This is a genomic window from Streptomyces sp. NPDC044061, assembly GCF_056434305.1.
This window is the reverse complement of the sequence record NZ_JBWKFL010000005.1, coordinates 1-24,992: the sequence shown is the minus strand read 5'-3', so window position 1 is coordinate 24,992 and position 24,992 is coordinate 1. Positions and strand designations below refer to the sequence as shown.

The following is a 24,992-nucleotide window of genomic DNA, read 5'->3' as shown; positions in this document are numbered from 1 at the left end:
TTCGAGCACAATCAAGCATTCGTGCACAGAGTGGGGTGCGCTAGGGTCGCCGGGAAGACGGAGAACGGAGGCTGCGGATGTCCCGGGACGCCCGCTGGAAGGCGCTGCTCGAACTGCTCGTCGAGCGCGGCCGGCTGGAGGTCGAGGAGGCGGCGGCCGAGCTGGAGGTGTCGGCGGCCACGATCCGCCGGGACTTCGACCAGCTCGCCGAGCAGCAGATGCTGGTGCGCACGCGGGGCGGGGCGGTGGTGCACGGGGTGTCCTACGAACTGCCCCTGCGCTACAAGACCGCCCGCCGCGCCTCCGAGAAGCAGCGGATCGCCAAGGCGGTGGCGGATCTCGTGGCACCGGGCGAGGCGGTCGGACTGACCGGCGGCACGACCACCACGGAGGTGGCCCGCGCGCTGGCCGTGCGCGGCGACCTCGGCACCGGAACGCCGGCGCTCACCATCGTCACGAACGCGCTCAACATCGCCAACGAACTCGCGGTACGGCCCCAGTTCAAGATCGTGGTGACCGGTGGGGTCGCGCGCCCGCAGTCGTACGAACTCATCGGCCCGCTCGCGGACGGCGTGCTCGGCCAGATCACCCTGGACGTCGCCGTCCTCGGGGTGGTCGCGTTCGACGTCACGCACGGTGCCGCGGCACACGACGAGGCGGAGGCCGCGATCAACCGGCTGCTGTGCGAGCGCGCCGAGCGGGTGGTCGTGGCCGCCGACTCCAGCAAGCTGGGCCAGCGGGCGTTCGCCCGCATCTGCGCGGCGGAGCTGGTGAACACACTCGTCACGGACACGGCGGTGCACGAGGAGACCGTGCAGCGCTTCGAGGAGGCCGGCATCCGGGTCCTCGCCGTGTGAGCGGGAGGTTCCGGCGGTCGCCCCGCGATTCGCCGTGCGAGCAAGAGGTTCCGGCGGCCAACGCCGTTCGCCGTGCCAGCACGAGGTTCCGATGGTCGCCCCCATTTGCCGTGCGAGTCGACGGCCGCCGTTCGAGTGGGAGGCCCTGGCGATCCACCGCCGTTCACCGTGCAAGTGGGCGGCGCCCGACGGCCGCCCTGCCTGTGAGACCCGGGCAATACACCGACGTTCACGACGCGAGTGCGAGGCCCCGGCCGCCACCCCGTTCGCCGCGTGCCCGGAGACACCCGGCGTTCGCCGTGCCAGGGAGGCCCTGACGGTCGGCGGTCGCGGCAAGGCGCCGTGTGCGTCGAAGGCCCGGCGGTCGCCGCCGTTCGCCGCGTGAGCGGGAAGACCCTGACGGTCAAGTCCGTTCGCCCCGCACGCCGGAGGCCGGGGGCGCCGCCGTTCGCCCCGCACGCCGGAGGCCCGACGGTCACCGCCGCACGCCGCGTGAGCGCAAGACCCTCACGGTCAACACCGTTCACACCGCGAACCGAAGGCCCGACAGCCACCGCCGCACGTCGCGCGAGCAGGAAACCTGCCGGTCGACACGGTTCACACCGACCGCCGGAGGCTCGGCGTTCGCCACCCTCTCGGCGGAGCGGGCGCCGTTCGGCCGGGGCGGTTCCGGCCCGTGAGGTCAGATACCGCCGAGGTCCGCCTTCACGAACCCCGCCCCGCGCTGGTCGTTGCAGCCGACCACCGCACGGTCGGCCGGGTCCGGCCAGCTCTGCTGGGCCTGGAGCGCCACGCTCACCAGGGTCAGCAGCAGGTCGACGTCGCTCGAGGCGTCGAGCCGGAGGGTCACCCACTGCGAGCCCGGCACGATCCGGATGGCGCCCGAGCCCTTCAGATCCTTGGCGAACCGCCGGATGGCCCGGTCGGTCAGCCGCAGATCGACGTCCCGGTCCGAGTGGAAGTGGACGATCTCACCCTGCGCCGAACGCACGGCCTGTCCCAGGCCGCAGCTCGGGACGGCCTGTCTCAGGTCCGGCCAGGTCGCCAGTTGCGCGAGCGCGCGCGAGGCCAACGTCATGGGGCCATCATGGCCCGCTCACCCTTCGGTAACCAGCTCGTGAGCAAGCATTAACCGACCTGTATCCGTCAACGACTCGGACGCACCCATGGAGACCCACCCTCCGAACAGGGCTGTTCCGAAACGGTGTTGTCCACCCCGGACCGGTCAACAACAGGAAGTATGCGCTGCTCAGAGGCGCTTCAGGGGCAGAATCCGCCTACGGAGCGCCGTATGACAAACAGCCGCACGTGTGACAAACCCGCGCGACTGTTCCCATGCGCGAATGCGCTGAACCCTGACCGAAATCCAACCTCCGCCCACCACCCCCAAGCGCTCCGCCCGACCTCACCCCGACCGCCCCGCACCCGCCCAAACCCTCTTGCCCAGCCCGGCACCCGCCCCCTAGCCTTGTTTTGTGCCGCAAATAAACAAAACCCGAACGCACAGCGTCGTGCCGGGCAACGGCCTCACTCGCCTCCGCGTCGCGATCACCGCGTTCTTCGCCCTGGACGGCTTCGTCTTCGCGGGCTGGGTCGTCCGCATCCCCGACATCAAGCACCAGACACACGCCTCAGTCGGCTCCCTCGGGCTCGCTCTGCTCGGGGTCTCCGCCGGGGCGGTCGTGACGATGACCCTCACCGGGCGGCTGTGCCGTCGCTTCGGCAGTCACCAGGTGACCGTCGTCTGCGCGGTGCTCCTCTCGCTCAGCGTCGCTCTGCCCCCGCTCACCCACTCGGCGCTCGCGCTCGGTTCCGTACTGCTCCTGTTCGGGGCCGCCTACGGGGGCATCAACGTGGCCTTCAACAGTGCCGCCGTCGACCTGGTGGCAGCCCTCGGCAGGCCCGTCATGCCCAGTTTCCACGCGGCGTTCAGCCTCGGCGGGATGGTCGGCGCGGGGCTCGGCGGGCTCGTCGCGGGCGCCCTCTCCCCGGCCCGGCACCTGCTCGGCCTGGCACTCGTCGGCCTGCTGGTCACCCTGGTCGCCGGACGCGCCCTCCTGCGGCACGAGCCACCCGTCCCGCCGGACCGCCCCCGCCCGGAGCCGGGCGGTACGCACCGTTCGGACACCCGAACCCGTGGCCTGGTCGCCGTCTTCGGCCTGGTCGCTCTGTGCACCGCCTACGGCGAGGGCGCCATGGCCGACTGGGGTGCCCTCCACCTCAAGCAGGACCTGGCGGCCTCGCCCGGCACGGCCGCCGCCGGGTACGCGTGCTTCGCGCTGGCCATGACTCTCGGCCGGCTGACCGGGACGCGGCTGCTGGAGCGCCTCGGACGCGCCCGGACCGTGATCGCCGGTGGCATCACCGCCGCTACCGGCATGTTCCTCGGCTCGCTCGCGCCCTCCGTGTCGGCGGCACTGCTCGGCTTCGCCGTCACGGGACTCGGACTGGCCAACCTGTTCCCGATCGCCGTGGAACGAGCCGGCGCACTGACCGGCCCGTCGGGCGTCGCCGTCGCCTCCACCCTGGGCTACGGCGGCATGCTACTCGGCCCACCCGCGATCGGCTTCATGGCCGGCTGGTTCTCGCTGCCCACGGCACTCACCAGCGTCGCCGCGCTGGCCGCGGTGGCCGCGGTCATCGGGGTTGCGACACGTCGGGTGATGAGCGCCTAGCGGCACGACCGTCGGCCCGCAGAATCGGGTGGTCTGCTCAAGGGGCTGCTCAGTACGGTGCTCCGGTGTGTTTCTACCCCATGACCTACTACAAGCTGCACCACGCATGCGTCTCATGTCGTGTCAGCTTCAAGCGGCATGCGTATCCGCGGCGGGAGCACCCGTGCCCGAACTGCGCCCGGCCTCTGATCTGCGCCGGTCATGACTTTGCTCCGCCGCCCAGGCGCGACGTCCGGGGATGGTCCGTGGTTGCCGCGGTGCTGGAGGAAGGGTTGCGCTACGAAGGGCGATCGGCCTGCGGGTGCGGCAAGGAGCCCAAGTACCGTCCGCGGAGGCGTGCCGAACTGCGGGTGCGTCGGAGCGTTGCCGCACGAGACGGGCTGCCGCTGTCCGAGACGTTGTCTCGACCGGATCATCTGACTCCGGCGGCCGGTTGACCTCGCACCGCACCGTGCCGGGCGGCGGCTTTCACGGAGGCACGCCGAAAACGGCTTCCCCTGTGGTGCCCTCCGTCCGGCACACTCAACCCCATGGAGACCTCCGAGTACCTTCAGACGCTGGACCGCGAAGGCCGTCTGCTGGCCGCCGCCGCAGAAGAGGCCGGGACCGACGCCAAGGTGCCGACCTGTCCGGAGTGGCAGGTCGGGGATCTGCTGCGGCACACGGGGGCGGTGCACCGGTGGGCCGCCGCGCTCGTCGCCGACCGGCACACCACGCCGCGCCCGCTCGGTGACGGTCCGGATCTGGAGGGCGCCGCACTGGTGGCCTGGTACCGGGACAGTCACCGTCTGCTGGTCGACACGCTGGCCGCCGCGCCGGCCGATCTGGAGTGCTGGACCTTCCATCCGGCGCCCTGCCCGTCTCCGCTGGCGTTCTGGACCCGGCGGCAGGCGCACGAGACGGCCGTCCACCGCTGTGACGCCGAGGCGGCGCGGGGCGGCACGAAGTCCCCGATCGCCACGGACTTCGCGGCCGACGGCATCGACGAACTGCTGCGCGGCTTCCACGCCCGGCCCAGGAGCCGGGTCCGCACCGAGCGGCCGCGCGTACTGCGGGTGCGGGCGGTGGACGCGGACGCGGTGTGGACGGTACGGCTCTCCACGGAACCGCCGGTCACCACGCGGGACGCGTCCGGCGCAGCCGAGGCCGAACTGGCGGGCCCCGCCGATCAGTTGTACCTGGCACTGTGGAACCGGGCACCCATGCCGGGCGTGACCGGTGATCACTCCCTCGCCACGCTGTGGCGGGAGAAGTCCGGGATCTGACGTCAGGTCAGTCGGCGTCGGCCAGCATCCGGGCCAGCACCGCGCGCTGCAGGGGCCGCACCTCGCCGTGCAGCTCGCGCCCCCTGACCGTGAGCACCACGCGGACGCCGCGCCGGTCCTCCGGGCACATGGCCCGCTCGACCAGGCCGTCCTTCTCCAGGCGGCCGATCAGCCGGGACAGCGCGCTCTGGCTGAGATGGACCCGCTCCGAGATCTCCTGGACACGGTAGGCACAGCCGCCGTCCGCCGCCGAGCCCTCGGCGAGCAGGTCCAGGACCTCGAAGTCGCTGGCGCACAGGCCGTGTCCGTGCAGGACCCGGTCCAGCTCGCACTGGGTACGGGCATGCAGAGACAGGATGTCCCGCCACTGCTCCACGAGCGCCTGCTCGGGCCTGTTCGCCGCCATGCGCGCACCGTAGCAGAGAACCAGGATTGTTGCATCGTAATTAAATGCGCTTGCATCGAATGCATGCGCATGTAGTCTCTTGGTCATGACCTCTCCGCTCACCACCCCCGCGTCCCCGTCCTCGGCGGTTCGCTGGACCCCCCGGCTGTGGGGCACGCTGCTCGTGCTCTGCGCCGCGATGTTCCTGGACGCGCTCGACGTGTCGATGGTCGGCGTCGCGCTGCCGTCCATCGGCACCGATCTCCATCTGTCCACGTCGACGCTGCAATGGGTCGTCAGCGGCTACATCCTGGGATACGGCGGGCTGCTCCTCCTCGGCGGCCGCACCGCCGACCTGCTCGGCCGGCGCCAGGTGTTCCTGGTCGCGCTCGGCGTCTTCGCGCTCGCCTCGCTGCTCGGCGGACTCGTGGACTCGGGGCCGCTGCTGATCGCCAGCCGCTTCGTCAAGGGTCTGAGCGCGGCCTTCACCGCCCCCGCGGGTCTGTCGATCATCACCACGACGTTCCCGGAAGGCCCGCTGCGCAACCGCGCCCTCTCCATCTACACCACCTGCGCGGCCACCGGCTTCTCGATGGGCCTGGTCCTCTCCGGGCTGCTCACCGAGGCCAGTTGGCGCCTCACCATGCTGCTGCCCGCGCCCATCGCGCTCGTCGCCCTCGCCGCCGGTCTCAAGCTGCTGCCGCGCAGCGCCCGCGAGGAGAACCACGACGGCTACGACATCCCGGGCGCCGTCCTCGGTACCGCCTCGATGCTGCTGCTGGTCTTCACCGTCGTCCAGGCGCCGCAGGCCGGCTGGGCCTCCGCCCGTACGCTGCTGTCCTTCCTGGCCGTCGCCGTCCTGCTGACCGCGTTCGTCCTCGTGGAGCGGCGCTCGGCGAGCCCGCTGATCCGGCTCGGCGTACTGCGCTCGGGCAGCCAGGTCCGCGCCCAGCTCGGCGCGGTCGCCTTCTTCGGCTCGTACGTCGGCTTCCAGTTCCTGACGACCCTGTACATGCAGTCACTTCTCGGCTGGTCGGCGCTGCACACGGCGCTGGCCTTCCTGCCGGCGGGCGCGCTGGTGGCGGTGTCGTCGACGAAGGTAGGCGCGATCGTCGACCGGTTCGGCACCCCACGGCTGATCGCGACCGGCTTCGCGCTCATGGTCGCCGGGTACGCGCTGTTCCTGCGGGTCGACCTCGACCCGGTGTACGCGGCCGTGATCCTGCCGTCGATGCTGCTGATCGGCGCGGCCTGCGCGCTGGTCTTCCCCTCGCTCAACATCCAGGCCACCAACGGGGTCGAGGATCACGAGCAGGGCATGGTCTCCGGCCTGCTCAACACCTCGGTGCAGGTGGGCGGGGCGATCTTCCTGGCCGTGGTGACCGCCGTGGTGACCGCGGCCGCCCCGGCGCACACCACCCCGCAGACCGTCCTCGACAGCTACCGGCCCGGCTTCATGGTCGTCACGGGCGTCGCCGTGGCCGGCCTGCTGATCACCCTCGCCGGGCTGCGCAACCGTCGTACGCAGCCGTCGATCGTGGTCGCCAGGTCCACTGTGGAGGAGGCGGAGGCGGAACGCGTGGCGGTCCGCGACTAGGGGGCCCGTCTTCCAACGTGCGTCCGGCGGGGGGGCACTTGCCCCGCCGGACGCAAGCCTGTGAGACTGACGTGATGGACGAGTACGGGGGACGGCGGACCAAGGCCGAGCAGGACGCGGCGACGGTCGAGATCGGGTACGCGCTGGTCAGCGCCGCCTTCGCGGCCGCCGTGGTGTTCGGGGCGGTCGCCGGGCCCGCGCTGCTCCTCGACCTGCCCCAGCTGCTGTCGACGGCACTGCTGCGGCTCGGCCTGGCGCTCGCTCCGGTGCTCTTCGTGGCCCGGGTGGTCAGTGTGCTGATCCGCTTCCGGCGGGTGACTCAGCCCAGCCAGCCCGGTCGCACCACTCCCGACTCGTAGGCCAGCACCACGAATTGGGCGCGGTCCCGGGCGCCCAGCTTCACCATCGTACGGCTCACATGGGTCTTGGCGGTGAGCGGGCTGACCACCAGGCGCCGGGCGATCTCCTCGTTGGACAGGCCGATGCCGACCAGCGCCATCACCTCCCGCTCCCGCTCCGTCAGCTGGCCGAGGGCACCGGCGGCCGCGGGCTCCTTGGAGCGGGCGGCGAACTCGGCGATGAGCCGGCGCGTGACGCCCGGGGACAGCAGCGCGTCGCCCTCCACCACCGCCCTTACGGCGCGTACGAGTTCGTCGGGCTCGGTGTCCTTCACCAGGAACCCGGAGGCGCCCGCGCGGATCGCCTCGAAGACGTACTCGTCGAGCTCGAAGGTGGTGAGCATGACCACCTTCACGTCCTTCAGTTCCGCGTCCCCGGTGATGTGCCGGGTGGCCGCCAGGCCGTCCAGCCGGGGCATGCGGATGTCCATCAGCACGACGTCGGGCCGCAGTTCACGCACTCGGCGCAGGGCCTCCTCGCCGTCCGCCGCCTCCCCGGCCACCTCGATGTCCGGCTGTGCGTCGAGCAGCGCCTTGAAACCGGCCCGCACGAGCGACTGGTCGTCGGCGAGCAGTACCCGGATCACTGGACCTCCCTGCTGTGCACGGGCAGTACGGCGAGCACCCGGAATCCTCCGTCGGGGCGCGGACCCGCCTCGATGGTGCCACCCAGTGCGGCCGCCCGCTCCCGCATGCCGGCCAGCCCGTTCCCGCTGCCGCCGGCGTCGGCCCCGGTCGCGGGCCCGTCGTCGTCGATCCACAGCCGCAGTTCGCCGCCGTCCTGCTGGAACCGCACGCGCGCGTGCCGTGATCCCGAGTGCCGTACGACGTTGGTCAGGGCCTCCTGCACGATGCGGAAGGCCGCCAGGCCCGCGCCGGGCGACAGGTGCGGGGGCTCGCCCTGGACGTCGACGGTCAGGCCCGCGGCCGCCGCCTGTTCGACCAGTTCGGGCAGCCGGTCCAGGCCGGGCGCGGGGGCGCGCGGCGCCGCGCCGGGGGCACGCAGGGTGTCGAGGACCTGGCGCACCTCGCCGAGCGCCTCCTTGCTCGCGGCCTTGATGGTGGTGAGCGCCGCCCGCGCCTGCTCGGGGTCGCTGTCCAGCAGCGCGAGGCCCATGCCCGCCTGGACGTTGATGACGGAGATGCTGTGCGCGAGGACGTCGTGCAGTTCGCGGGCGATCCGCAGCCGCTCCTCGTCCGCGCGGCGCCTGGCGGCCTGGGCGCGGTCGGCGCGCTCCCGCGCCCACTGCTCGCGCCGTACCCGGGCCAGTTCGCAGACCGCGACGACGGCCAGCACCCAGGTGGCGACGACGATCTCCTGGCCCACGCCCGCGGCCTTGTCGCCCGGGGGCGGAAGCCAGCGGTAGAGCCAGAGCGCGACCAGCGCGTGCCCCACCCACAGCAGGCCCACGGCAGCCCAGGCGGCTCGCCGGTGACCTGCGACGACGGCGCTGAAGCAGCTGACCGCCACGGCCAGGAACACCGGACCGTAGGGATAGCCCGCGGCCAGGTAGACCAGGGCTGCCGTCGCGGTGCCGAAGGCGACCGCAACCGGGTGGCGGTGCCGCCACAGCAGCGGGAGCGAGGCGGCGAGCAGCAGGAGGCGCGCGTAGAGGTCGAGTTGCTCGCGTTGGGGCTGCGCGTGCGCGGCGAAGTTGGAGCCGACGAGGACGAACGCGGTGACCAGCGCGGTGGAGCGCCAGGGCAGGCGGGCAGGGTGCGGCTCCGGCTCGTCGGGGCGGTTCCACCACGGGGGCCCGTACCGCCACCAGTGCGAGGGGCCGCGGCCGCGCTGCTCTTCCATGCCCGCCACGCTAAACGCGGATGGGCCACGACGACGTCAGCCGGGCGAGGTGATCACGGATACTCCCCGCGGAGTACGGCCGCCCGTGCGTTCAGCGTCCGCCCGTCAGTCCTTCGACCTCGGCGGTGAACAGCAGCTCCGGGTCGAAGCCCATGCCGGTGAAGTGACCGGCGAGTTCCAGGGAGAGGACGCCGTGCAGGCGGGTCCAGAAGGCCAGGGCACGGCGCAGCACCTGCGGCGCGGCGGGGTGGCCCCCCGCCCACTGACGGTGGTCCGCGAGATGGGTCAGGAGAGCGTCGCCCGCCCCGGGCTCCGGATCCACGGCCGACACGGGGCTCATGTCCCCGGCCGCCCCGGCATCCTCGGCCGCGCACGCGTCCAGCAGGGCCGTCATGATCTCCCGGGCGATCGCGGTGGTGTCGTCCGGCGCCCGGTAGCCGGGGACCGGAGTGCCGTAGACGAGGAAGTAGCGCTGGGGGTCCTCCAGGGCCCAGCGGCGCATGGCCCGGGCCAGACCGGCCGGCCCCGTGCCCGCGTCGGCCGCGGCGCGGAAGGTGTCCGCGAGGCTGCGGTAGGCGTCCCGCACCAGCTCGGTGATCAGGTCGTCGCGGCCGCCGAAGTACCGGTACAGCGCCGGGCCGCTCATGCCCAGGTCCTTGGCGATGGCGTTGAGGGACAGCCCCGATGCCCCGGCCGTGGCGATCTGCTCCCAGGCCCGCGCCTTGATCTCGGCCCGCACCTGGCTTCGGTACCGCTCACGTGGACTCGCCGCGCCTGCCGCCATCGCCTTCACGCTCCTCGTCGTCGGGGTTTCAACCTATCACTGGCGAGATAGGCCGTAACAATTCTGACGGAGAAGGCTTGACATGAAGGAGAATAGCCATCAGTTTAGTTATAGCTTCTAACGCAAGCGAGCTGCTCTAGCCGGAGCCGCTCCAGCCCGACCTGGAGGTCGTGATGGAAAGCAAGGAACTGGTCGAGGTCGTCCTGCCGGGCACGGTCGAGCCCGAGGGCCTGCGGTTGCGGCACCGGGAGATTCCGGCGCCGGGCCCCGGCCGGATCGTGGTCCGGGTGGAGGCCACCGGGGTGTCCTTCGCCGAGCAGCAGATGCGCCGGGGCCGGTACTACGACCAGCCGCCGTTCCCCTTCGTGCCCGGCTACGACCTGGTCGGCACGGTCCTCACGACCGGCACCGGCGTCACACCCGGCCTCGTCGGCCGGCGGGTGGCGGCACTCGTCAAGGTCGGCGGCTGGGCCAGCCACGTGCTGCTCGACGCGGCCGACGCGGTGGAGGTGCCGGACGGGATCGGCGCGGCGGAGGCGGAGACGCTGGTCGTCAACGGGATCACCGCCTGGCAGATGCTGCACCGCAAGGCCCGGGTGCGCAGCGGCGGCACGATCCTCGTCCACGGCGCCAACGGCGGCGTCGGCACGGTGCTGGTGCAGCTCGCGCGGGCGGCCGGCCTGAAGGTGATCGGCACGGCGTCCGCGCGCCACCACGCGACCCTGCGCGCCATCGGCGTCACCCCGGTCGACTACCGCGACGAGGACGTGCCGGCCCGGGTACGGGAACTCGCGCCCGGCGGAGTCGACGCGGTCTTCGACCACCTCGGCGGGCGCAGCGTCATCGACTCCTGGCGACTGCTCGCACCCGGCGGGACCCTCGTTTCCTACGGCAGCGCCACGACCCGGGACGACACGGGTTCCAAGCAGTGGCCGGTACTGAAGATCCTGGGCCGGGTGTGGCTGTGGAACGCGCTGCCCAACGGCCGCCACGCGTACTTCTTCAACGTCTGGGCGGGACGCGCCCTGAACAAGGACCGCTTCCGGTCCCGGCTGCGCACCGACCTGACCGAGGTGTTCCAGGCCCTCGGGCGTGGGGAGCTGACCGCTCACGTCGCGGCACGGCTGCCGCTGACCGAGGTCGCCGAGGCGATGCGGCTGGCCGAGTCCGGCACGGTGGCCGGGAAGGTCGTCCTGATCCCGGAGGCGTAGGTGGGGCCGGCAGCCGGCCCGGCCCTCCGGCCGTCAGGGACGGGTCAGGCCGACGGTCCGGGCGAGCTGGAGGGCCGCGTGCCGGAAGAACGCCTCCCGGTCCTCCACCACTCGACGGAACTGCCCGAACAGCTCGAAGCCGACCAGCCCGAACAGCTGCGCCCAGGCGGCCACCAGGGCCGCCGCCGCCTCGGGCGGCAGGTCGGGGGCCAGGTCGGCCGCCATGCGCTCGGCCTCCGGGCGCAGCTCGGCGGAGAGGGGCAGGTCGGCGAGGCCCGGGCCCTGGTGGGCGTCACGGACGACGCCGATGAGGAGCAGACCGATGCGGGAGGCGGCCGGCACGGTGGTCTCGGGGGCGGCGTAGCCGGGCACGGGGGAGCCGTAGATCAGCGCGTACTCGTGCGGATGCGCCAGCGCCCAGCCGCGCACCGCCTCGCACACCACCGTCCAACGCCGCACGAAGTCCCCTTCCCCGACCTGGGCGTGCGCCGTCTCGCCCGCCACGCCGAGGGAGTCGTAGGCATCGATGATCAGCGCGGTCAGCAGGTCGTCACGGCTGGGGAAGTAGCGGTAGAGCGCGGAGGAGACCATGCCCAGCTCGCGGGCGACGGCCCGCAGGGAGAGCTTGGCGGCGCCCCCCGCCGCGAGCTGTCTGCGCGCCGCGTCCTTGATGGCCGCGGTGACTTCGATCCTGGCTCTCGCGCGGGCGCCCTGTGCGGTGCTCATGCCAGCAGTGTGCCACGGCGGCAGAGCAGTGCACACAAACGAGATCGGTGACCAGAAAAGAGAGCAGTGCTCTTGCTTCGGGCACCCGTCTGTCCCACACTGAAGTCCAGCGAGAGCACCGCTCTCCCAAACCGTGGGGGTCACCATGTCGTCGTCTTCGCCGTTCTACGTCAAGAGCAGCCCGCTGACCGTCCGGCTGAACGGGGTGGTCGGCTGGCTCGCCCGCCACGGGCTCAGCCTCGCGGGGAACGCCGAGTTGTCCGTACGCGGCCGCAAGAGCGGCCGGATGCAGCGTGTCCCGGTCAACCCGCACACCTACGAGGGCGGTCAGTACCTCGTCTCCGCCCGCGGCTACTCCCAGTGGGTGCGCAACATGCGGGCCGCGAACGGTGGAGAACTGCGGGTGGGCAGGAAGGTGCGTGCGTTCACCGCGGTGGAGCTTCCCGACGAGGAGAAGCTCCCGATCCTGCGGACCTACCTGGAGAAGTGGGGCTGGCAGGTCAAGCAATACTTCGCGGGCGTCACGGCCGACTCCTCCGACGAGGAGATCCTGGCGATCGCCCCCGACCACCCGGTCTTCCGGATCACCGTCACGAAGTGACGGGGTCCTCCGCCGAGACTGCGGGGGCGGCCGGTCCCCGGTCCAGCGCGGTCAGGGCGCGCTGGGCGATCGGGTGGCAGCGGACCAGCTCGCCCAGGGAGGTCGACCCCTGCGTGATGTCCTTGAACACCCGCCAGGCGGGACGGAAGCCGGTGAGGACCGCGTGGAAGATGCCGGGGCGCCGTTCGAACGCGGCCAGCATGCGCTTGCCGACGCTCATCTCCACGCCGAGCCCCGCCTTGATCGCGAACGCGTAGTTCAGCGCCTGGCGCCGGGCGTCGACCCCGTCGTGCGCCTCGGCGATCCGGACGGCCCACTCCCCCGCCAGCCGGCCCGAGCGCAGCGCGAAGGAGATGCCCTCACGGGTCCACGGCTCCAGCAGCCCCGCCGCGTCACCGCAGACCAGCACGCGGCCGCGGGAGAGCGGCGAGTCGTCGGCGCGGCAGCGGGTCAAGTGCCCGGAGGAGATGCTCGGTTCGAAGCCGGCCAGCCCGAGCCGGGCGATGAAGTCCTCCAAGTACCGCTTGGTGGCGGCGCCTTCACCGCGGGCCGAGATCACGCCGACCGTCAGGGTGTCGCCCTTCGGGAACACCCAGCCGTAACTGCCCGCCATCGGGCCCCAGTCGATGAGCACCCGTCCCTTCCAGTCCTCGGCGACCGTCCGCGGGACCGGGATCTCCGCCTCCAGGCCGAGGTCGACCTGGTCCAGCTTCACCCCGACGTGCGCCCCTATCCGGCCGGCGCTGCCGTCGGCGCCGACGACCGCGCGGGCCAGCACCGTCTCCCCGCCCTGGAGCACCACGGCGACGGTGCGCCGGTCGGGCACCGCGGAGCCGTGCTGCTCGACGCGCTGCACGGTGACGCCCGTACGCAGCTCGGCGCCCGCCTTCTGGGCGTGCTCCACCAGCTGCTGGTCGAACTCGGGCCGGTTGATCAGCCCGAACAGCATCTGCTTGGAGCGGCGGGTACGGGTGAAGCGTCCGTTGTTCGAGAACGTGACCGCGTGCACGCGGTCCTGGAAGGGCAGCTCGAAGCCGGGCGGCAGCGCGTCGCGCGAGGGGCCGATGATGCCACCGCCGCACGTCTTGTAGCGGGGCAGCTCGGCCTTCTCCAGCAGCAGCACACGCCGCCCCGCGACCGACGCCGCGTAGGCGGCCGAGGCCCCTGCGGGTCCCGCGCCCACCACGACGACGTCCCACACCCGCTGCACGTCGCCCGCCGAAGAGTTCTCGCCGCTCACGATGGTCTACTGCTCCGATCAAGCCGCTGCCGCACCTGTCCCCCGCATCCTACGGCGACGATCGCCACAGGCCGCTGTGCGAGGATCGGTGTACCCAGCCGTACAACGTCGCACCTACGAGGAGCGTGCCCATGTCGTCGAATCCGGTCGCCGAGACCGTCGCCTCGCTGCTGCCCCGGGCGAAGGCGGAGCTGACCGAACTGGTCGCCTTCAAGTCGGTGGCGGACTTCGCACAGTTCCCGAAGAGCGAGAGCGAGGGCGCCGCGAGCTGGATCGCCGACGCGCTGCGCGCCGAGGGCTTCGTGGACGTGGCGCTGCTCGACACCCCGGACGGCACGCAGTCGGTCTACGGGTACCTGCCGGGCCCGGAGGGTGCCAAAACGATTCTGCTCTACGCGCACTACGACGTGCAGCCGCCGCTGGACGAGTCCGGCTGGACCACCCCGCCGTTCGAGCTGACCGAGCGGGACGGCCGCTGGTACGGCCGCGGGACAGCCGACTGCAAGGGCGGTCTGATCATGCACCTGCTCGCGCTGCGGGCGCTGAAGGCGAACGGCGGCGTGCCCGTGCACGTGAAGGTGATCGTCGAGGGCTCCGAGGAGCAGGGCACGGGAGGCCTGGAGCGGTACGCCGAGCAGCACCCGGAGCTGCTGGAGGCGGACACGATCGTGATCGGCGACGCGGGCAACTTCCGCGTGGGTCTGCCGACGGTGACCACCACCCTGCGCGGCATGACGCTGGTCCGCGTCCAGATCGACACCCTCGCCGGAAACCTGCACTCGGGCCAGTTCGGCGGTGCCGCCCCGGACGCGCTGGCCGCGCTGATCCGCGTTCTGGACTCGCTGCGCGCGGCGGACGGCTCGACCACGGTCGACGGGCTGGACGCCGCGGCCCGGTGGGGCGGTCTCGAGTACACCGACGAGCAGTTCCGCAAGGACGCCAAGGTGCTGGACGGGGTCGGTCTGATCGGTGACGGCTCGGTGGCCGACCGTATCTGGGCCCGCCCGGCCGTCACGGTGCTCGGTATCGACTGCCCGCCGGTGGTGGGTGCCACCCCCTCGGTCCAGTCGAGCGCCCGGGCCCTGGTCAGCCTGCGGGTGCCGCCGGGCGTGGACGCGGCCGAGGCCACCAAGCTGCTCCAGGCGCACATCGAGGCGCACACCCCGTGGGGTGCGCGGGTGACGACCGAGCAGATCGGCCAGGGCCAGGCGTTCCGCGCCGACACCTCCAGCCCGGCCTACCAGGCGATGGCCGACGCGATGGCGGTCGCCTACCCGGGCGAGACCATGCAGTACGCCGGCCAGGGCGGCTCCATCCCGCTGTGCAACACCCTCGCCGGTCTCTACCCGCGGGCCGAGATCCTGCTGATCGGCCTGAGCGAGCCGGAGGCCCAGATCCACGCGGTCAACGAGAGCGTGTCCCCCGAGGAGCTGGAGCGCCTGTCGGTCGCCGAGGCGCTGTTCCTGCGCAACTACGCGGCGGGCTAGGGTCTTTCCCTCGGATCAGGCCGGCTCGGAGCGAGCCTTCTGTCCGCACCGCGACCCCGGCAAGATCCGAAAGAGAGGCCCGAGGCCCAGTCGTCACCTCCCCTGCGTCCGCCCCCGGCGCCCGCCCGAACGGCGGGGGCCGGTGGCGGCGGGGGTGCCCGCGCGCAGTGACGTTCGGGGGCGGGGCGTGAGTCGCACAGCACCGGAGCGCCCTCGATGGAGGCCACCGCCCTGCCGGCCGGAATTCGCCGACAGAGGCCGACCCTTCTGCCGACGGCAGAGCGCTCTCGCCCTCGGGCGGGGATGCCGCCTAGCGTCGGCGCATGGACGTCGTCGAACTGCTTCCCCGCCTCCACCTGCTGCGCTTCGCCGTCGGGCAGGCCTACCTCTGGCACGACGGCGAGGAATCGACGCTGATCGACGCGGGCGCGATCGGCTCGGGCCGAACGATCGCCGACGCGCTCACGGCGCTGGGCCGCGCACCCGGGGACGTACGACGGATCGTGCTGACCCACTTCCACGCAGACCACTCGGGCGGGGCGGGCGAGTTCGCCGCGCTCAGCGGCGCCGAGGTACTGGCCCACCACCTGGACGCGCCGTTCGTCCGGGGTGAACGCCCGGGCCCGCCCCCGCGGTTCGAGGACTGGGAGCTGCCGATCCACGCGGAGGTCTCGCAGCGCCTGCCTTCGGGCGAGCCGGTGCGCCCACCGAGCGTGACACCCGTGTCCGACGGTGACGTGCTGGACTTCGGCGGCGGTGCGCGGGTGCTGCACGTGCCCGGGCACACGGACGGCAGCATCGCCCTGCTCCTGCCCGGCGAGGGCGTGCTGTTCACGGGCGACACGGTGGCTGCCTCGCCGGTCGACGGGGCGGTGATGCCCGGCGTGTTCAACCTCGACCGGCATCGACTCCTGGCCGCCCTCCACCGGTTGGCGGCCCTCGACGTGGACGTGGCGTGTTTCGGGCACGGCGACCCCGTGGTGGGCGGGGCTTCGGGGGCACTGCGGCGAGCGGCGGAGAGCCACCCGGCCACCGGCTGACCGTGGGACGCCGTGGGGCCGGGCGCCGGCGGTGAGGTCCGGGGTGTGCTCCGCCCGCTCCTGCCGGCCGTTCCCGGATCAGGCAGCCTGTCCGGCGACCGGCACACCGGCCTCCAGGTAGAGCGCGGCACCGCGCTCGCGGGCCCGCAGCGCCCAGCGCAGCCGCTCGTAGCGGACCGGGGGCAGCATGTCGGCGGCCTCCTGCTCGGTCGCGAAGCGCCACTCGCGCAGCTCCGGCCCCGGCAGCAGCACCCGGGCGGCCTCGGCGGAGTCGAGCCGGCCGCCGTCGAAGAGCAGGCGCAGACCGCCGAAGCCGGGAGGCGCGGGCCGCTCCCAGTCCACGACCAGCAGCCGGGGCACCTCCCGCAGCCGTATCCCGGTCTCCTCGGCGACCTCGCGCATGCCGGCGCGGGCGGGGGCCTCGCCGCGCTCGACCACCCCGCCGGGGAACTCCCAGCCCGGCTTGTAGGTGGGGTCCACGAGCAGCACCCGGTCCTGCTCGTCGAAGAGCAGCACGCCGGCGGCGAGGGTCTCGGCGGTGGGCTCGGGGGTCTGCACGATGTCGCACGGGGGTACGGCGCCGCTGCCGACTGCGTCGGCGATGCGCACGGCGGTCTCGTACGCGGTGAGGGCACTGGTGTCCACGAGGTGGGCGTCGGCGGTGAGCCAGGAGGCGAGGGCGGCCCGGTAGGGCTCGATGTGGTCGCACGCCCACTGCCGTACCCGCAGCTCGCCGTCGGGCACGTCGGACGGGATCTCCCGCCCGGCTATCCGCTCGCGCAGGATCGTTTCCGCCGGGGCGAGGAGCACATGCCGTACGGAGATCCGGCGGGCGGCGAGGCCGCCGAAGATCTCGTCGCGGTACTCCTGGCGCAGCAGGGTCATGGGCACCACGAGGGTCCCGCCCACCTCGGCGAGCATCGCGGCAGCCGTGTCGATCACGAGCCGGCGCCAGATCGGCAGGTCCTGGAAGTCGCCGACGTCGGCGAGGCGCTTGGGCGGCAGCAGGTGCGAGAGCGCTCCACCCATGACCTCGGGGTCGAAGAGCGTGCTGTTCGGGATCAGTTCGATCAGCTCCCGTGCGGTCGTGGTCTTCCCCGCACCGAACGCGCCGTTGATCCAGACGACGGTCACGGACTCCCCCTCTTCTGTTGGCCCCCTGTGGCTTGCCCGCTCCACCCTGCCACGGAAACCACATCCAGTTGAGGGCGCCCGCACGCGAGTGCCGGTGCCCCTGCTGCGGGAACACCGGCACATTCGCCCAGGGCTACTCCTGCACCAGCGCGTCGTCGTCCGGGGCGAAGCTGTCCTGGCTGACGAAGTGGTCGACGTTGTCGATGGTGCCGGAGACGTTGAGGTCCTGGACGGGACCCTTCTCCGCGGCGTGGGACGGGGTGACGGCGGCCACGACGAATCCGGTGGCGAGGCTGGCGATGGCGAGCATGCTGCGCTTCTTCATGCCCGGATCAACTGCGCAACCGTCCGCGGGTCACGCGGTTCACACCGATTGCGTCCTCACGCTCGGGTCGGCCACGTCGAAACCCCGTGGCCGCGGTGATCACCGGGCCGGTATCGTCCGGTTCCCGGCCCGCCGCGAGCACGGCGGGCCCCGACCAGGAGAGTCACCGTCATGACCAGCCCCCGCCCGACCACCACCCTCTGGCGCCCCACCGGCCCCAAGGAGCTGGACCTGGTCCGGGAGCTGGACTGGAGGGCGTGGCCACCTCGACTGCCCGAGCAGCCGATCTTCTACCCGGTGCTCAACGAGGACTACGCGATCCGGATCGCCCGGGACTGGAACGTGAAGCACGACGGCGCCGGCTTCGTGACGCGATTCGAGGTCGACGCGGAGTTCCTCCGCCGCTACCCCGTCCGGCAGGCCGGCGGGGAGACGATCCTGGAGCTGTGGGTCCCCGCCGAGGAGCTGGACGAGTTCAACGCGCACATCGTCGGCCGGATAGAGGTCGTGCACGAGTTCCGGTGAGGTCGCGGAAGGCCGGGCGATCCAACACAACCGAACGCCCGGGCCCTCCGTCACTCCCCGAAATGCCAGGCTGTCAAGGAGTGTGACGAAGTATCGAACTATCCGGACGCATCTCTTCCAACACAGTCCGACACGTCCTACCGTAAACGCGCACCGGTGACACGTACATGCCGCCATTCCAGCTTTCGCGAGTCGGAGGAACGTCAACGATGCGTCACCCTCACACCCGCACCACCCGCCGAAGAGTGGCCGGAGCGCTCACCGCGGGGCTGCTGTGCACGGCGGCGCCGGCCGCGCCCGCCGTCGCCGCCCCCGCCGCACATCCCCTCGCCGCGCCCGCCCTGGGCGACGGCCTCGCCCTCACCCCGCCCATGGGGTTCAACAACTGGAACTCCACGCACTGCCGCGCCGACTTCGACGAGGCCATGGTCAAGGGGATCGCGGACCTCTTCGTGGACAAGGGACTGAAGGACGCCGGCTACCAGTACGTGAACCTGGACGACTGCTGGGCCCTGCCCGCCAGGGACGCGAACGGCAAGCTCGTGCCCGACCCGGCCCGCTTCCCGAACGGGATCAAGGCCGTCGCGGACTACGTCCACTCCAAGGGCCTCAAGCTCGGCATCTACACCAGCGCCGGCACCAAGACCTGCAACAGCGCGGGCTTCCCAGGCGCGCTCGGCCACGAGTACAGCGACGCACGGCAGTTCGCCGACTGGGGTGTGGACTACCTCAAGTACGACAACTGCAACAACCTCGGTGTCGACGCCAAGCAGCGCTACACCACCATGCGCGACGCGCTGCGGGCGACCGGCCGGCCCATCGTCTACAGCATCTGCGAATGGGGCCAGAACAAGCCCTGGGAGTGGGCCTCGGACGTCGGCCATCTGTGGCGGACCACCGGTGACATCAGCGACAGCTGGGGTTCGATGCTGTCGATCCTCAAGCAGAACCTGCCCCTCGCACCGTACGCCGGGCCCGGGCACTGGAACGACCCCGACATGCTGGAGGTGGGCAACGGCGGCATGACGGACACCGAGTACCGCTCCCACTTCTCCCTCTGGTCGGTCATGGCCGCGCCGCTGCTCATCGGCACCGATCTGCGCAAGGCCTCACAGGCGACCCTCGACATCCTGGACAACAAGGAGGTCATCGCCGTCGACCAGGACCCGCTGGGCAAGCAGGGCACCGTGGTGTCCTCGGCGGGCGGGCGCTGGGTGATCGCCAAGGAGATGAAGGACGGCAGCCGCGCGGTCGCCCTGTTCAACGAGTCCGGCACCGCCCAGCGGATCGCCACCACCGCGAGCGCCGTCGGTCTGCCGGCCGCCCCCGCCTACACTCTGCGCGACCTGTGGCAGCACCGCGGCTACAACACAGCGGGCACCATCGCGGCCACCGTCCCGGCCCACGGCACGGTCCTGCTGCGGGTCTCCGCCGACCCGGACTGGGCCGCCAACCCGCCCGCCGCCGAACTCGGCCTGGACGGGAGCCCGTTCGTGGAGGCGGGCACCCCGGCCACGCTGACCACGACCGTCACCGATCTGGGCCGCACGCCCATGCGCCGGGTGTCCGTGTCGCTGACCGGCCCGGACGGCTGGACCGTGCGCGCGGCCTCGGCGACCACGGCCGCCGCACTCTCCACGGGCAGGTCCCTGCGCACCGGCTGGACGGTGACCGCTCCGGTGGGTACGCCGACGGGATCGTACGGCCTCTCGCTCAAGGCGAGTTACCGTTCGCCCGGCGGAGAGCTCGTCACCGGAAGCCTCCCGCTGACCGCGACCGTCGCACTGCCGCCGCCCACCGGGACGTCGTACCTCAGCGACCTGCCGTGGGTGTCGGCGACCAGCGGCTGGGGGCCGGTCGAGCGTGACACCAGCAACGGCGAGAGCGCCGCGGGCGACGGCCGTCCGATCACCGTGGGCGGCGCGGTGTACGCCAAGGGGCTCGGGGTCCACGCGGAGAGCGAGGTCTCCTTCTACACCGGAAAGGCCTGCGGGAAGGTGACCGCCGAGGTCGGCGTGGACGACGAGAAGGGCGCCAAGGGCACCGTCGCCTTCGAGATCTGGGCGGACGGCACCAGGGCCGCCTCGACCGGCGTGCTGACCAACGCGCAGCCCGCCCAACCGCTCACCGCCGATGTCACCGGCGCCCAGGTGGTCCGCCTCGTCGTCACCGACGGCGGTGACGGCATCGACTCGGACCACGCGGACTGGGCGGACGCCCGGATCAGCTGCTGAAACGATGCTCAGGGGTTTCCGGACGCCCTTTTCGGAGGCCTCAGACCCCCGCCGCGGTCGCGTCCGGCCTCCGGGCCAGCGCGGCCGCGGCGGCCCCGACCAGGCCGGCGTCCGTGCCCATCTGCGCGGGCGTGACGGTCAGCCGCTGAACGAAGGAGAGGGTCGCGTAGTCGGCGAGGGCCTTGCGCAGGGGCGTGAAGAGGATGTCGCCGGCCTTGCCGACGCCCCCGCCGATCACCGCGATGTCGATCTCCACCAGGGTCGCGGTGGCCGCGATCCCGGCGGCCAGGGCCTGCGCGGCCCGCTCGAAGGAGGCCACGGCGACCGGGTCGCCCTCCCGGGCGGCGGCGGCCACCGCGGCGGCCGAGGTGTCCCCGCCCGGGCCCGGCCGCCAGCCCTGCTCCAGGGCCCGGCGGGCGATGTTGGGGCCGCTGGCGATGCGCTCGACGCAGCCGCGTGAACCGCACGGGCACGGGTCTCCGTCGAGGTCCACGCTGATGTGCCCGATGTGACCGGCGTTGCCGGTGGGACCGGGGTGCAGCTGCCCGCCGAGGACCAGGCCGCCGCCGACCCCCGTGGAGACCACCATGCACAGCGCGTTGTCGTGGCCGCGGGCGGCGCCCTGCCAGTGCTCGGCCGCCGTGATCGCCACCCCGTCGCCGATCAGCTCGACCGGCAGGCCCCCGGTGGCCGCGCGTACCCGTTCGACCAGCGGGAAGTCGCGCCAGCCCGGCACGTTCACCGGGCTCACCGTGCCCGCCGAGGCGTCCACCGGGCCCGCGCTGCCGATGCCGATCGAGCCGGCGCGTCCCCACAGGGATGACCCGGCGAGGTCGCCGAGCACCTCCTCGACGGCCCGCATGACCGTTTCGCCGTCCTTCTGTGCGGGCGTCGCGCGCTGCGCACGGGCCTGGATCCGTCCGTGAGCGTCCACCAGTGCGCCGGCGATCTTGGTGCCGCCGATGTCCAGGGCCGCCACGAGGTCGGTGTGCATCAGAGTCAGATCTCCCCGTTGAACCTTGAGAACCAGAGAAAAGCAGGCCGGTCGAGCGGTGGGGGCGCGGGCCGGAGCAGCGGTGGACAGTCTCTCGCGCATCTGACAACGTTGTCCAGGCTCTATGCTCGACGCCACATCCTCATACAACCCCATGGTTCGCCGCACCTCCCCCCAGTGGACGACACGGACGACAGGACAGGACACCGCATCGTGCCCGAGACCACCCGCCGCGCAGAGCGCCTCCCCGGCACCCGTTACGGCAACCGCCCGACGATGAAGGACGTGGCGGCACGGGCCGGAGTGGGCCTGAAGACGGTGTCCCGCGTGGTCAACGGCGAGCCCGGCGTCACCCCGGACACCGAGCGCCGCGTCCAGGAGGCGATCGAGGCGCTGGGCTTCCGGCGCAACGACAGCGCGCGCGTCCTGCGCAAGGGCCGTACGGCCAGCATCGGCCTGGTCCTGGAGGACCTCGCGGATCCCTTCTACGGCCCGCTGAGCCGCGCGGTGGAGGAGGTGGCCCGCGCCCACGGCGCCCTGCTGATCAACGGCTCCAGCGCGGAGGACCCGGAGCGGGAGCAGGAGCTCGCGCTGGCCCTGTGCGCACGGCGGGTGGACGGTCTCGTGGTGATCCCGGCCGGTGACGACCACCGCTACCTGGAGCCGGAGATCAGGGCGGGCGTGGCCACCGTGTTCGTGGACCGCCCCGCCGGAAGGATCGACGCCGACGTCGTCCTGTCCGACAACTACGGTGGCGCCCGCGACGGCGTCGCCCATCTGATCGCGCACGGTCATCGCAGGATCGGCTTCATCGGCGACATGCCGCGCATCCACACCGCCGCCGAGCGGCTGCGCGGCTACCGGGCCGCCATGGAGGACGCCGGGATACCGGTCGAGGACGGGTGGATGTCCCTCGGTGCGACGGATCCGGTGCGGGTGCGCCGGGCGGCCGAGGAGATGCTCTCGGGCCCCTCCCCCGTCACCGCGATCTTCACGGGCAACAACCGGGTGACGGTCACGGTGATCCGGGTCCTCGCCGAGCACTCCCGTCCGGTCGCCCTCGTCGGCTTCGACGACATCGAGCTGGCCGATCTGCTCCAGCCGGGCGTCACGGTGGTCGCCCAGGACTCGGCAGCCCTCGGCCGGACCGCCGCCGAGCGTCTCTTCCGCCAGCTGGACGGCAGCCTCGTCGCACCGGAGCGCATCGAGCTGCCGACCCGCCTGATCACCCGTGGCTCAGGCGAGCTGCCGCCCGCCGGGTGAGACACCCGTGACCGGCCGCACGCTGGAGGAACTCGGCCTCGCCGAGGCACCGCGCGAGCATCCGCTGCTCTATCCGGGCGCCTGGCCCCCCGATTCCGGGCTGTTGCACGGTGACCGCATGTTCCCGCTCGAACGCCTGGTGTACGACGACCGGGCGCCGGTCCTCGCGGTCGGCTCCAACGCCAGCCCGGCCCAACTGCGGCACAAGATGGCGGAGTTCGGGATCGCCTCCCCGTTGCCGATGGTGCGGGCACGGGTGCGCGGGGTCGACGTGGGCGTCTCGGCGCACGTCAGCCGTCTCGGCTACGTCTCCGCCTCGCCCGTCGCGTCCTCGCGCGGCGTACGCGAGTTGTTCGTCATCTGGCTGGACCGACGGCAACTGTCCGCGATCGACACCAGTGAGGGCGTGCCGCTGCCCAACGGCAACTTCCGCCGGGCCTGGCTGCCCGCGCCGGACGTGCGCATCGAGCTGACGGACGGTCAGGTGCTACCCGGCGCCCATGTGTACGTCAACCGGCACGGAGTGCTGCACAACGGTGCCGGTGTGCCCCGCAGGCACCCCGGCGACCAGCACACCCTGCTGACCGAACTCCTCCTGGAATCCGCCCGGTTGAGGCAGCTGTTCGGCGTCTCCCCGGAGGAGTTCAGTGTGCGGGCCCGCTCGGACCCCGCTCTGTGCGCGCGGGGCACACGGCTGTTCGCGGAGCACCGGTGGGTGACGCAGTCCGGACTGGAGTCGTACGTCGACGGCCGGTGGACGGGGATGCCGGGCGCCGGTGCCCCGCCGTCGCCGCCCTCTCCGCCTCCGCGGTAGAGGTCGTCGACGGGAACGCCGGTGTGCCGGTCTCCCGCCGTCCGGTCCGACCCGCCACCCGACTCCCCTGCGGAGTCCGCTACTTGGTGGATGCCGTCAGGTCGCCGCGCCGGGGCGCCGCGAAGCCCTCCAGGTCGGCCCTGGTCAGGCCGCTGAGCCGGGCGACCTCGGCGATGTCGAGGGCGTCGCAGTCCAGGCCGCGCAGCAGGTAGCCGCTGAGGGCCTTGGCGGTGGCGGGCTCGTCCATGACGTCGCCGCCGGCGCGGTTCGCGTAGCGGGCGAGCCGGGCCGCCGCCTGCTCGAAGCCCTCGCGGTAGAAGGCGAAGACAGCGGCGTAGCGGGTCGGGATGTGACCGGGGTGCATGTCCCAGCCCTGGTAGTAGGCGCGGGAGAGGGCGCGGCGGGTGAGGCCGTAGTGCAGGCGCCAGGCGTCGTGCACCTTCGCGGTCGGGCCGACCGGCAGGACGTTGGTCGAGCCGTCCGAGACGCGTACGCCGGTGCCCGCGGCGGCGACCTGCATGACGGCCTTGGCGTGGTCCGCGGCGGGGTGGTCGCCGGCCTGGTAGGCGGCGGAGACGCCGAGGCAGGCGCTGTAGTCGAAGGTGCCGTAGTGAAGGCCCGTGGCGCGGCCCTCGGCGGCCTGGATCATGCGGGCGACGGTGGCGGTGCCGTCGGTGGCGAGGATGGACTGGCTGGTCTCGATCTGGATCTCGAAGCCGAGGCGGCCCGGCTCCAGACCGCGGGCCTTCTCGAAGGCCTCCAGGAGACGTACGAACGCGCTGACCTGCTCGGGGTACGTCACCTTCGGCAGGGTCAGCACCAGCCCCTCGGGCAGGCCGCCCGCCTCCATCAGGCCGGTGAGGAAGACGTCGAGGGTGCGGATGCCCCGGTCGCGCACCGCGGCCTCCATGCACTTCATGCGGATGCCCATGTACGGGGCCGCCGTGCCGTTCTCGAAGGCCTCGGCGATCAGACGGGCGGCGCGGGCCGCCGCCTCGTCCTCCTCGGCGTCCGGGCGGGGTCCGTAGCCGTCCTCGAAGTCGACGCGCAGGTCCTCGATCGGTTCGCGCTCCAGCTTGGCGCGGACGCGGGAGTGGACCGGCTCGGCGAGGTCGTCGGACAGCCCGAGGACGGCCGCGAACGAGGCCGCGTCCGGGGCGTGCTCGTCGAGGGCCGCGAGGGCCCGGTCGCCCCAGGAGCGGATGGTGTCGGCGGCGAAGGCGTCACCGGGGACGTACACGGTGTGGACGGGCTGACGGGTGCCCGGGTCGCCGGGGTAGCGGCGCTCCAGTTCCGCGTCGACCGGCGCGAGGGAGGCGCTGATCTCCTCGCTGACGGCGCCCGCGAGGCTTGTCGCCACCTTCTCCTGCTGACCCATCCCACACCCTCCAATTTTCCGCAGTACGGAATCAACAATCCGTAGAATGAAGTTATCCGGGGTGGTTCCCGCCGGTCAACACCTGCCGGGACGCATCCAGGATGCACCGAGGCCCCCGTGACCGCGTCGGTCACGGGGGCCTCGTACAGCGAGAGGGGAACTCAGCCCTTGCGGGTCTTGATCTCCTCGGTGAGCTGCGGGACGACGTCGAAGAGGTCGCCGACGACGCCGTAGTCGACGAGGTCGAAGATCGGG

The 24,992-nt window shown here is 72.4% G+C and carries 24 protein-coding genes; 13 read left to right on the top strand and 11 right to left on the bottom strand.

The features are described 5' to 3' along the window. The first annotated feature begins 77 nt into the window (after positions 1–77). Positions 78–857 (top strand): DeoR/GlpR family DNA-binding transcription regulator, encoded by a 780-nt coding sequence (locus AC07CM_RS09590; protein ID WP_478875783.1) that lies wholly within the window; start codon positions 78–80, stop codon positions 855–857. A 682-nt stretch (positions 858–1,539) separates the two neighbouring features. On the opposite strand, the gene AC07CM_RS09585 is transcribed toward AC07CM_RS09590, so the two are convergent. Continuing rightward, the gene (locus tag AC07CM_RS09585) at positions 1,540–1,935 is read right to left on the bottom strand and encodes a luciferase domain-containing protein (protein WP_478875782.1); all 396 of its coding nucleotides are present in this window, start codon (positions 1,933–1,935) and stop codon (positions 1,540–1,542) included. A 433-nt stretch (positions 1,936–2,368) separates the two neighbouring features. Here AC07CM_RS09585 and AC07CM_RS09580 point away from each other — a divergent pair, with 433 nt between their 5' ends. After that, positions 2,369–3,532 (top strand): MFS transporter, encoded by a 1,164-nt coding sequence (locus tag AC07CM_RS09580; RefSeq protein ID WP_478876121.1) that lies wholly within the window; start codon positions 2,369–2,371, stop codon positions 3,530–3,532. Positions 3,533–4,062: 530 nt separating this feature from the next. Beyond that, positions 4,063–4,797 carry a maleylpyruvate isomerase family mycothiol-dependent enzyme gene (locus AC07CM_RS09575; protein WP_478875781.1) on the top strand — a complete coding sequence of 245 codons (735 nt, stop codon included), beginning with the start codon at positions 4,063–4,065 and terminating at the stop codon, positions 4,795–4,797. 7 nt (positions 4,798–4,804) lie between these two features. On the opposite strand, the gene AC07CM_RS09570 is transcribed toward AC07CM_RS09575, so the two are convergent. Continuing rightward, positions 4,805–5,203 (bottom strand): MarR family winged helix-turn-helix transcriptional regulator, encoded by a 399-nt coding sequence (locus AC07CM_RS09570; protein WP_478875780.1) that lies wholly within the window; start codon positions 5,201–5,203, stop codon positions 4,805–4,807. Positions 5,204–5,288: 85 nt separating this feature from the next. On the opposite strand from AC07CM_RS09570, the gene AC07CM_RS09565 reads away from it, so the two are divergent. Both AC07CM_RS09565 and AC07CM_RS09560 read left to right on the top strand, forming a co-directional pair. Beyond that, positions 5,289–6,779, top strand: coding sequence for an MFS transporter (locus tag AC07CM_RS09565; protein WP_478875779.1), 1,491 nt, complete (start codon positions 5,289–5,291; stop codon positions 6,777–6,779). Positions 6,780–6,853: 74 nt separating this feature from the next. After that, positions 6,854–7,138 carry a DUF6332 family protein gene (locus AC07CM_RS09560; RefSeq protein ID WP_478875778.1) on the top strand — a complete coding sequence of 95 codons (285 nt, stop codon included), beginning with the start codon at positions 6,854–6,856 and terminating at the stop codon, positions 7,136–7,138. On the opposite strand, the gene AC07CM_RS09555 is transcribed toward AC07CM_RS09560, so the two are convergent. From AC07CM_RS09555 to AC07CM_RS09545, 3 genes are all read right to left on the bottom strand, one after another. After that, positions 7,099–7,764, bottom strand: coding sequence for a response regulator transcription factor (locus AC07CM_RS09555; RefSeq protein ID WP_478875777.1), 666 nt, complete (start codon positions 7,762–7,764; stop codon positions 7,099–7,101). The two genes, AC07CM_RS09560 and AC07CM_RS09555, sit on opposite strands and share 40 nt — an antisense overlap. Then, a complete protein-coding gene (locus AC07CM_RS09550; RefSeq protein ID WP_478875776.1) occupies positions 7,761–8,981 on the bottom strand; it encodes a sensor histidine kinase in 1,221 nt (406 codons plus the stop codon). Before AC07CM_RS09550 ends, AC07CM_RS09555 begins: the two co-directional genes overlap by 4 nt. A 91-nt stretch (positions 8,982–9,072) precedes the next feature. Beyond that, the gene (locus tag AC07CM_RS09545) at positions 9,073–9,765 is read right to left on the bottom strand and encodes a TetR/AcrR family transcriptional regulator (protein ID WP_478875775.1); all 693 of its coding nucleotides are present in this window, start codon (positions 9,763–9,765) and stop codon (positions 9,073–9,075) included. A 173-nt stretch (positions 9,766–9,938) separates the two neighbouring features. On the opposite strand from AC07CM_RS09545, the gene AC07CM_RS09540 reads away from it, so the two are divergent. Beyond that, positions 9,939–10,976 (top strand): medium chain dehydrogenase/reductase family protein, encoded by a 1,038-nt coding sequence (locus AC07CM_RS09540; RefSeq protein WP_478875774.1) that lies wholly within the window; start codon positions 9,939–9,941, stop codon positions 10,974–10,976. Between the two features lie 33 nt (positions 10,977–11,009). Here AC07CM_RS09540 and AC07CM_RS09535 read toward each other — a convergent pair whose 3' ends face one another. Beyond that, positions 11,010–11,702, bottom strand: coding sequence for a TetR/AcrR family transcriptional regulator (locus tag AC07CM_RS09535; RefSeq protein ID WP_478875773.1), 693 nt, complete (start codon positions 11,700–11,702; stop codon positions 11,010–11,012). Between the two features lie 145 nt (positions 11,703–11,847). Between AC07CM_RS09535 and AC07CM_RS09530 the strand changes: the two genes are divergently transcribed. Continuing rightward, positions 11,848–12,303 (top strand): nitroreductase/quinone reductase family protein, encoded by a 456-nt coding sequence (locus AC07CM_RS09530; RefSeq protein ID WP_478875772.1) that lies wholly within the window; start codon positions 11,848–11,850, stop codon positions 12,301–12,303. On the opposite strand, the gene AC07CM_RS09525 is transcribed toward AC07CM_RS09530, so the two are convergent. After that, positions 12,293–13,543 (bottom strand): geranylgeranyl reductase family protein, encoded by a 1,251-nt coding sequence (locus AC07CM_RS09525; protein WP_478875771.1) that lies wholly within the window; start codon positions 13,541–13,543, stop codon positions 12,293–12,295. The genes AC07CM_RS09530 and AC07CM_RS09525 overlap by 11 nt on opposite strands. A gap of 131 nt (positions 13,544–13,674) precedes the next feature. Between AC07CM_RS09525 and AC07CM_RS09520 the strand changes: the two genes are divergently transcribed. Then, positions 13,675–15,030 (top strand): M20/M25/M40 family metallo-hydrolase, encoded by a 1,356-nt coding sequence (locus tag AC07CM_RS09520; RefSeq protein WP_478875770.1) that lies wholly within the window; start codon positions 13,675–13,677, stop codon positions 15,028–15,030. A gap of 323 nt (positions 15,031–15,353) precedes the next feature. Next, positions 15,354–16,070, top strand: coding sequence for an MBL fold metallo-hydrolase (locus AC07CM_RS09515; protein ID WP_478875769.1), 717 nt, complete (start codon positions 15,354–15,356; stop codon positions 16,068–16,070). 78 nt (positions 16,071–16,148) lie between these two features. Here AC07CM_RS09515 and AC07CM_RS09510 read toward each other — a convergent pair whose 3' ends face one another. Together AC07CM_RS09510 and AC07CM_RS09505 are read right to left on the bottom strand one after the other, a co-directional pair. Beyond that, on the bottom strand, positions 16,149–17,204 hold the full coding sequence (locus tag AC07CM_RS09510) for an NUDIX hydrolase (protein WP_478875768.1): 1,056 nt from the start codon (positions 17,202–17,204) through the stop codon (positions 16,149–16,151). A gap of 133 nt (positions 17,205–17,337) precedes the next feature. Continuing rightward, a complete protein-coding gene (locus AC07CM_RS09505; protein ID WP_478875767.1) occupies positions 17,338–17,529 on the bottom strand; it encodes a hypothetical protein in 192 nt (63 codons plus the stop codon). A gap of 171 nt (positions 17,530–17,700) precedes the next feature. On the opposite strand from AC07CM_RS09505, the gene AC07CM_RS09500 reads away from it, so the two are divergent. Both AC07CM_RS09500 and AC07CM_RS09495 read left to right on the top strand, forming a co-directional pair. Then, positions 17,701–18,054: a hypothetical protein gene (locus AC07CM_RS09500; RefSeq protein ID WP_478875766.1), complete on the top strand. Its 354-nt coding sequence runs from the start codon at positions 17,701–17,703 to the stop codon at positions 18,052–18,054. Between the two features lie 209 nt (positions 18,055–18,263). Continuing rightward, positions 18,264–20,288 (top strand): NPCBM/NEW2 domain-containing protein, encoded by a 2,025-nt coding sequence (locus tag AC07CM_RS09495; RefSeq protein WP_478875765.1) that lies wholly within the window; start codon positions 18,264–18,266, stop codon positions 20,286–20,288. 40 nt (positions 20,289–20,328) lie between these two features. On the opposite strand, the gene AC07CM_RS09490 is transcribed toward AC07CM_RS09495, so the two are convergent. After that, positions 20,329–21,282, bottom strand: coding sequence for an ROK family protein (locus AC07CM_RS09490; RefSeq protein WP_478875764.1), 954 nt, complete (start codon positions 21,280–21,282; stop codon positions 20,329–20,331). Between the two features lie 213 nt (positions 21,283–21,495). Between AC07CM_RS09490 and AC07CM_RS09485 the strand changes: the two genes are divergently transcribed. Both AC07CM_RS09485 and AC07CM_RS09480 read left to right on the top strand, forming a co-directional pair. Continuing rightward, the gene (locus AC07CM_RS09485) at positions 21,496–22,545 is read left to right on the top strand and encodes a LacI family DNA-binding transcriptional regulator (protein ID WP_478875763.1); all 1,050 of its coding nucleotides are present in this window, start codon (positions 21,496–21,498) and stop codon (positions 22,543–22,545) included. A 7-nt stretch (positions 22,546–22,552) separates the two neighbouring features. Next, complete coding sequence (locus AC07CM_RS09480; protein WP_478875762.1) at positions 22,553–23,359, top strand: hypothetical protein; 807 nt, start codon at positions 22,553–22,555, stop codon at positions 23,357–23,359. 79 nt (positions 23,360–23,438) lie between these two features. Here AC07CM_RS09480 and AC07CM_RS09475 read toward each other — a convergent pair whose 3' ends face one another. Further along, complete coding sequence (locus tag AC07CM_RS09475) at positions 23,439–24,737, bottom strand: DUF6986 family protein (RefSeq protein WP_478875761.1); 1,299 nt, start codon at positions 24,735–24,737, stop codon at positions 23,439–23,441. Positions 24,738–24,992 lie beyond the last annotated feature (255 nt).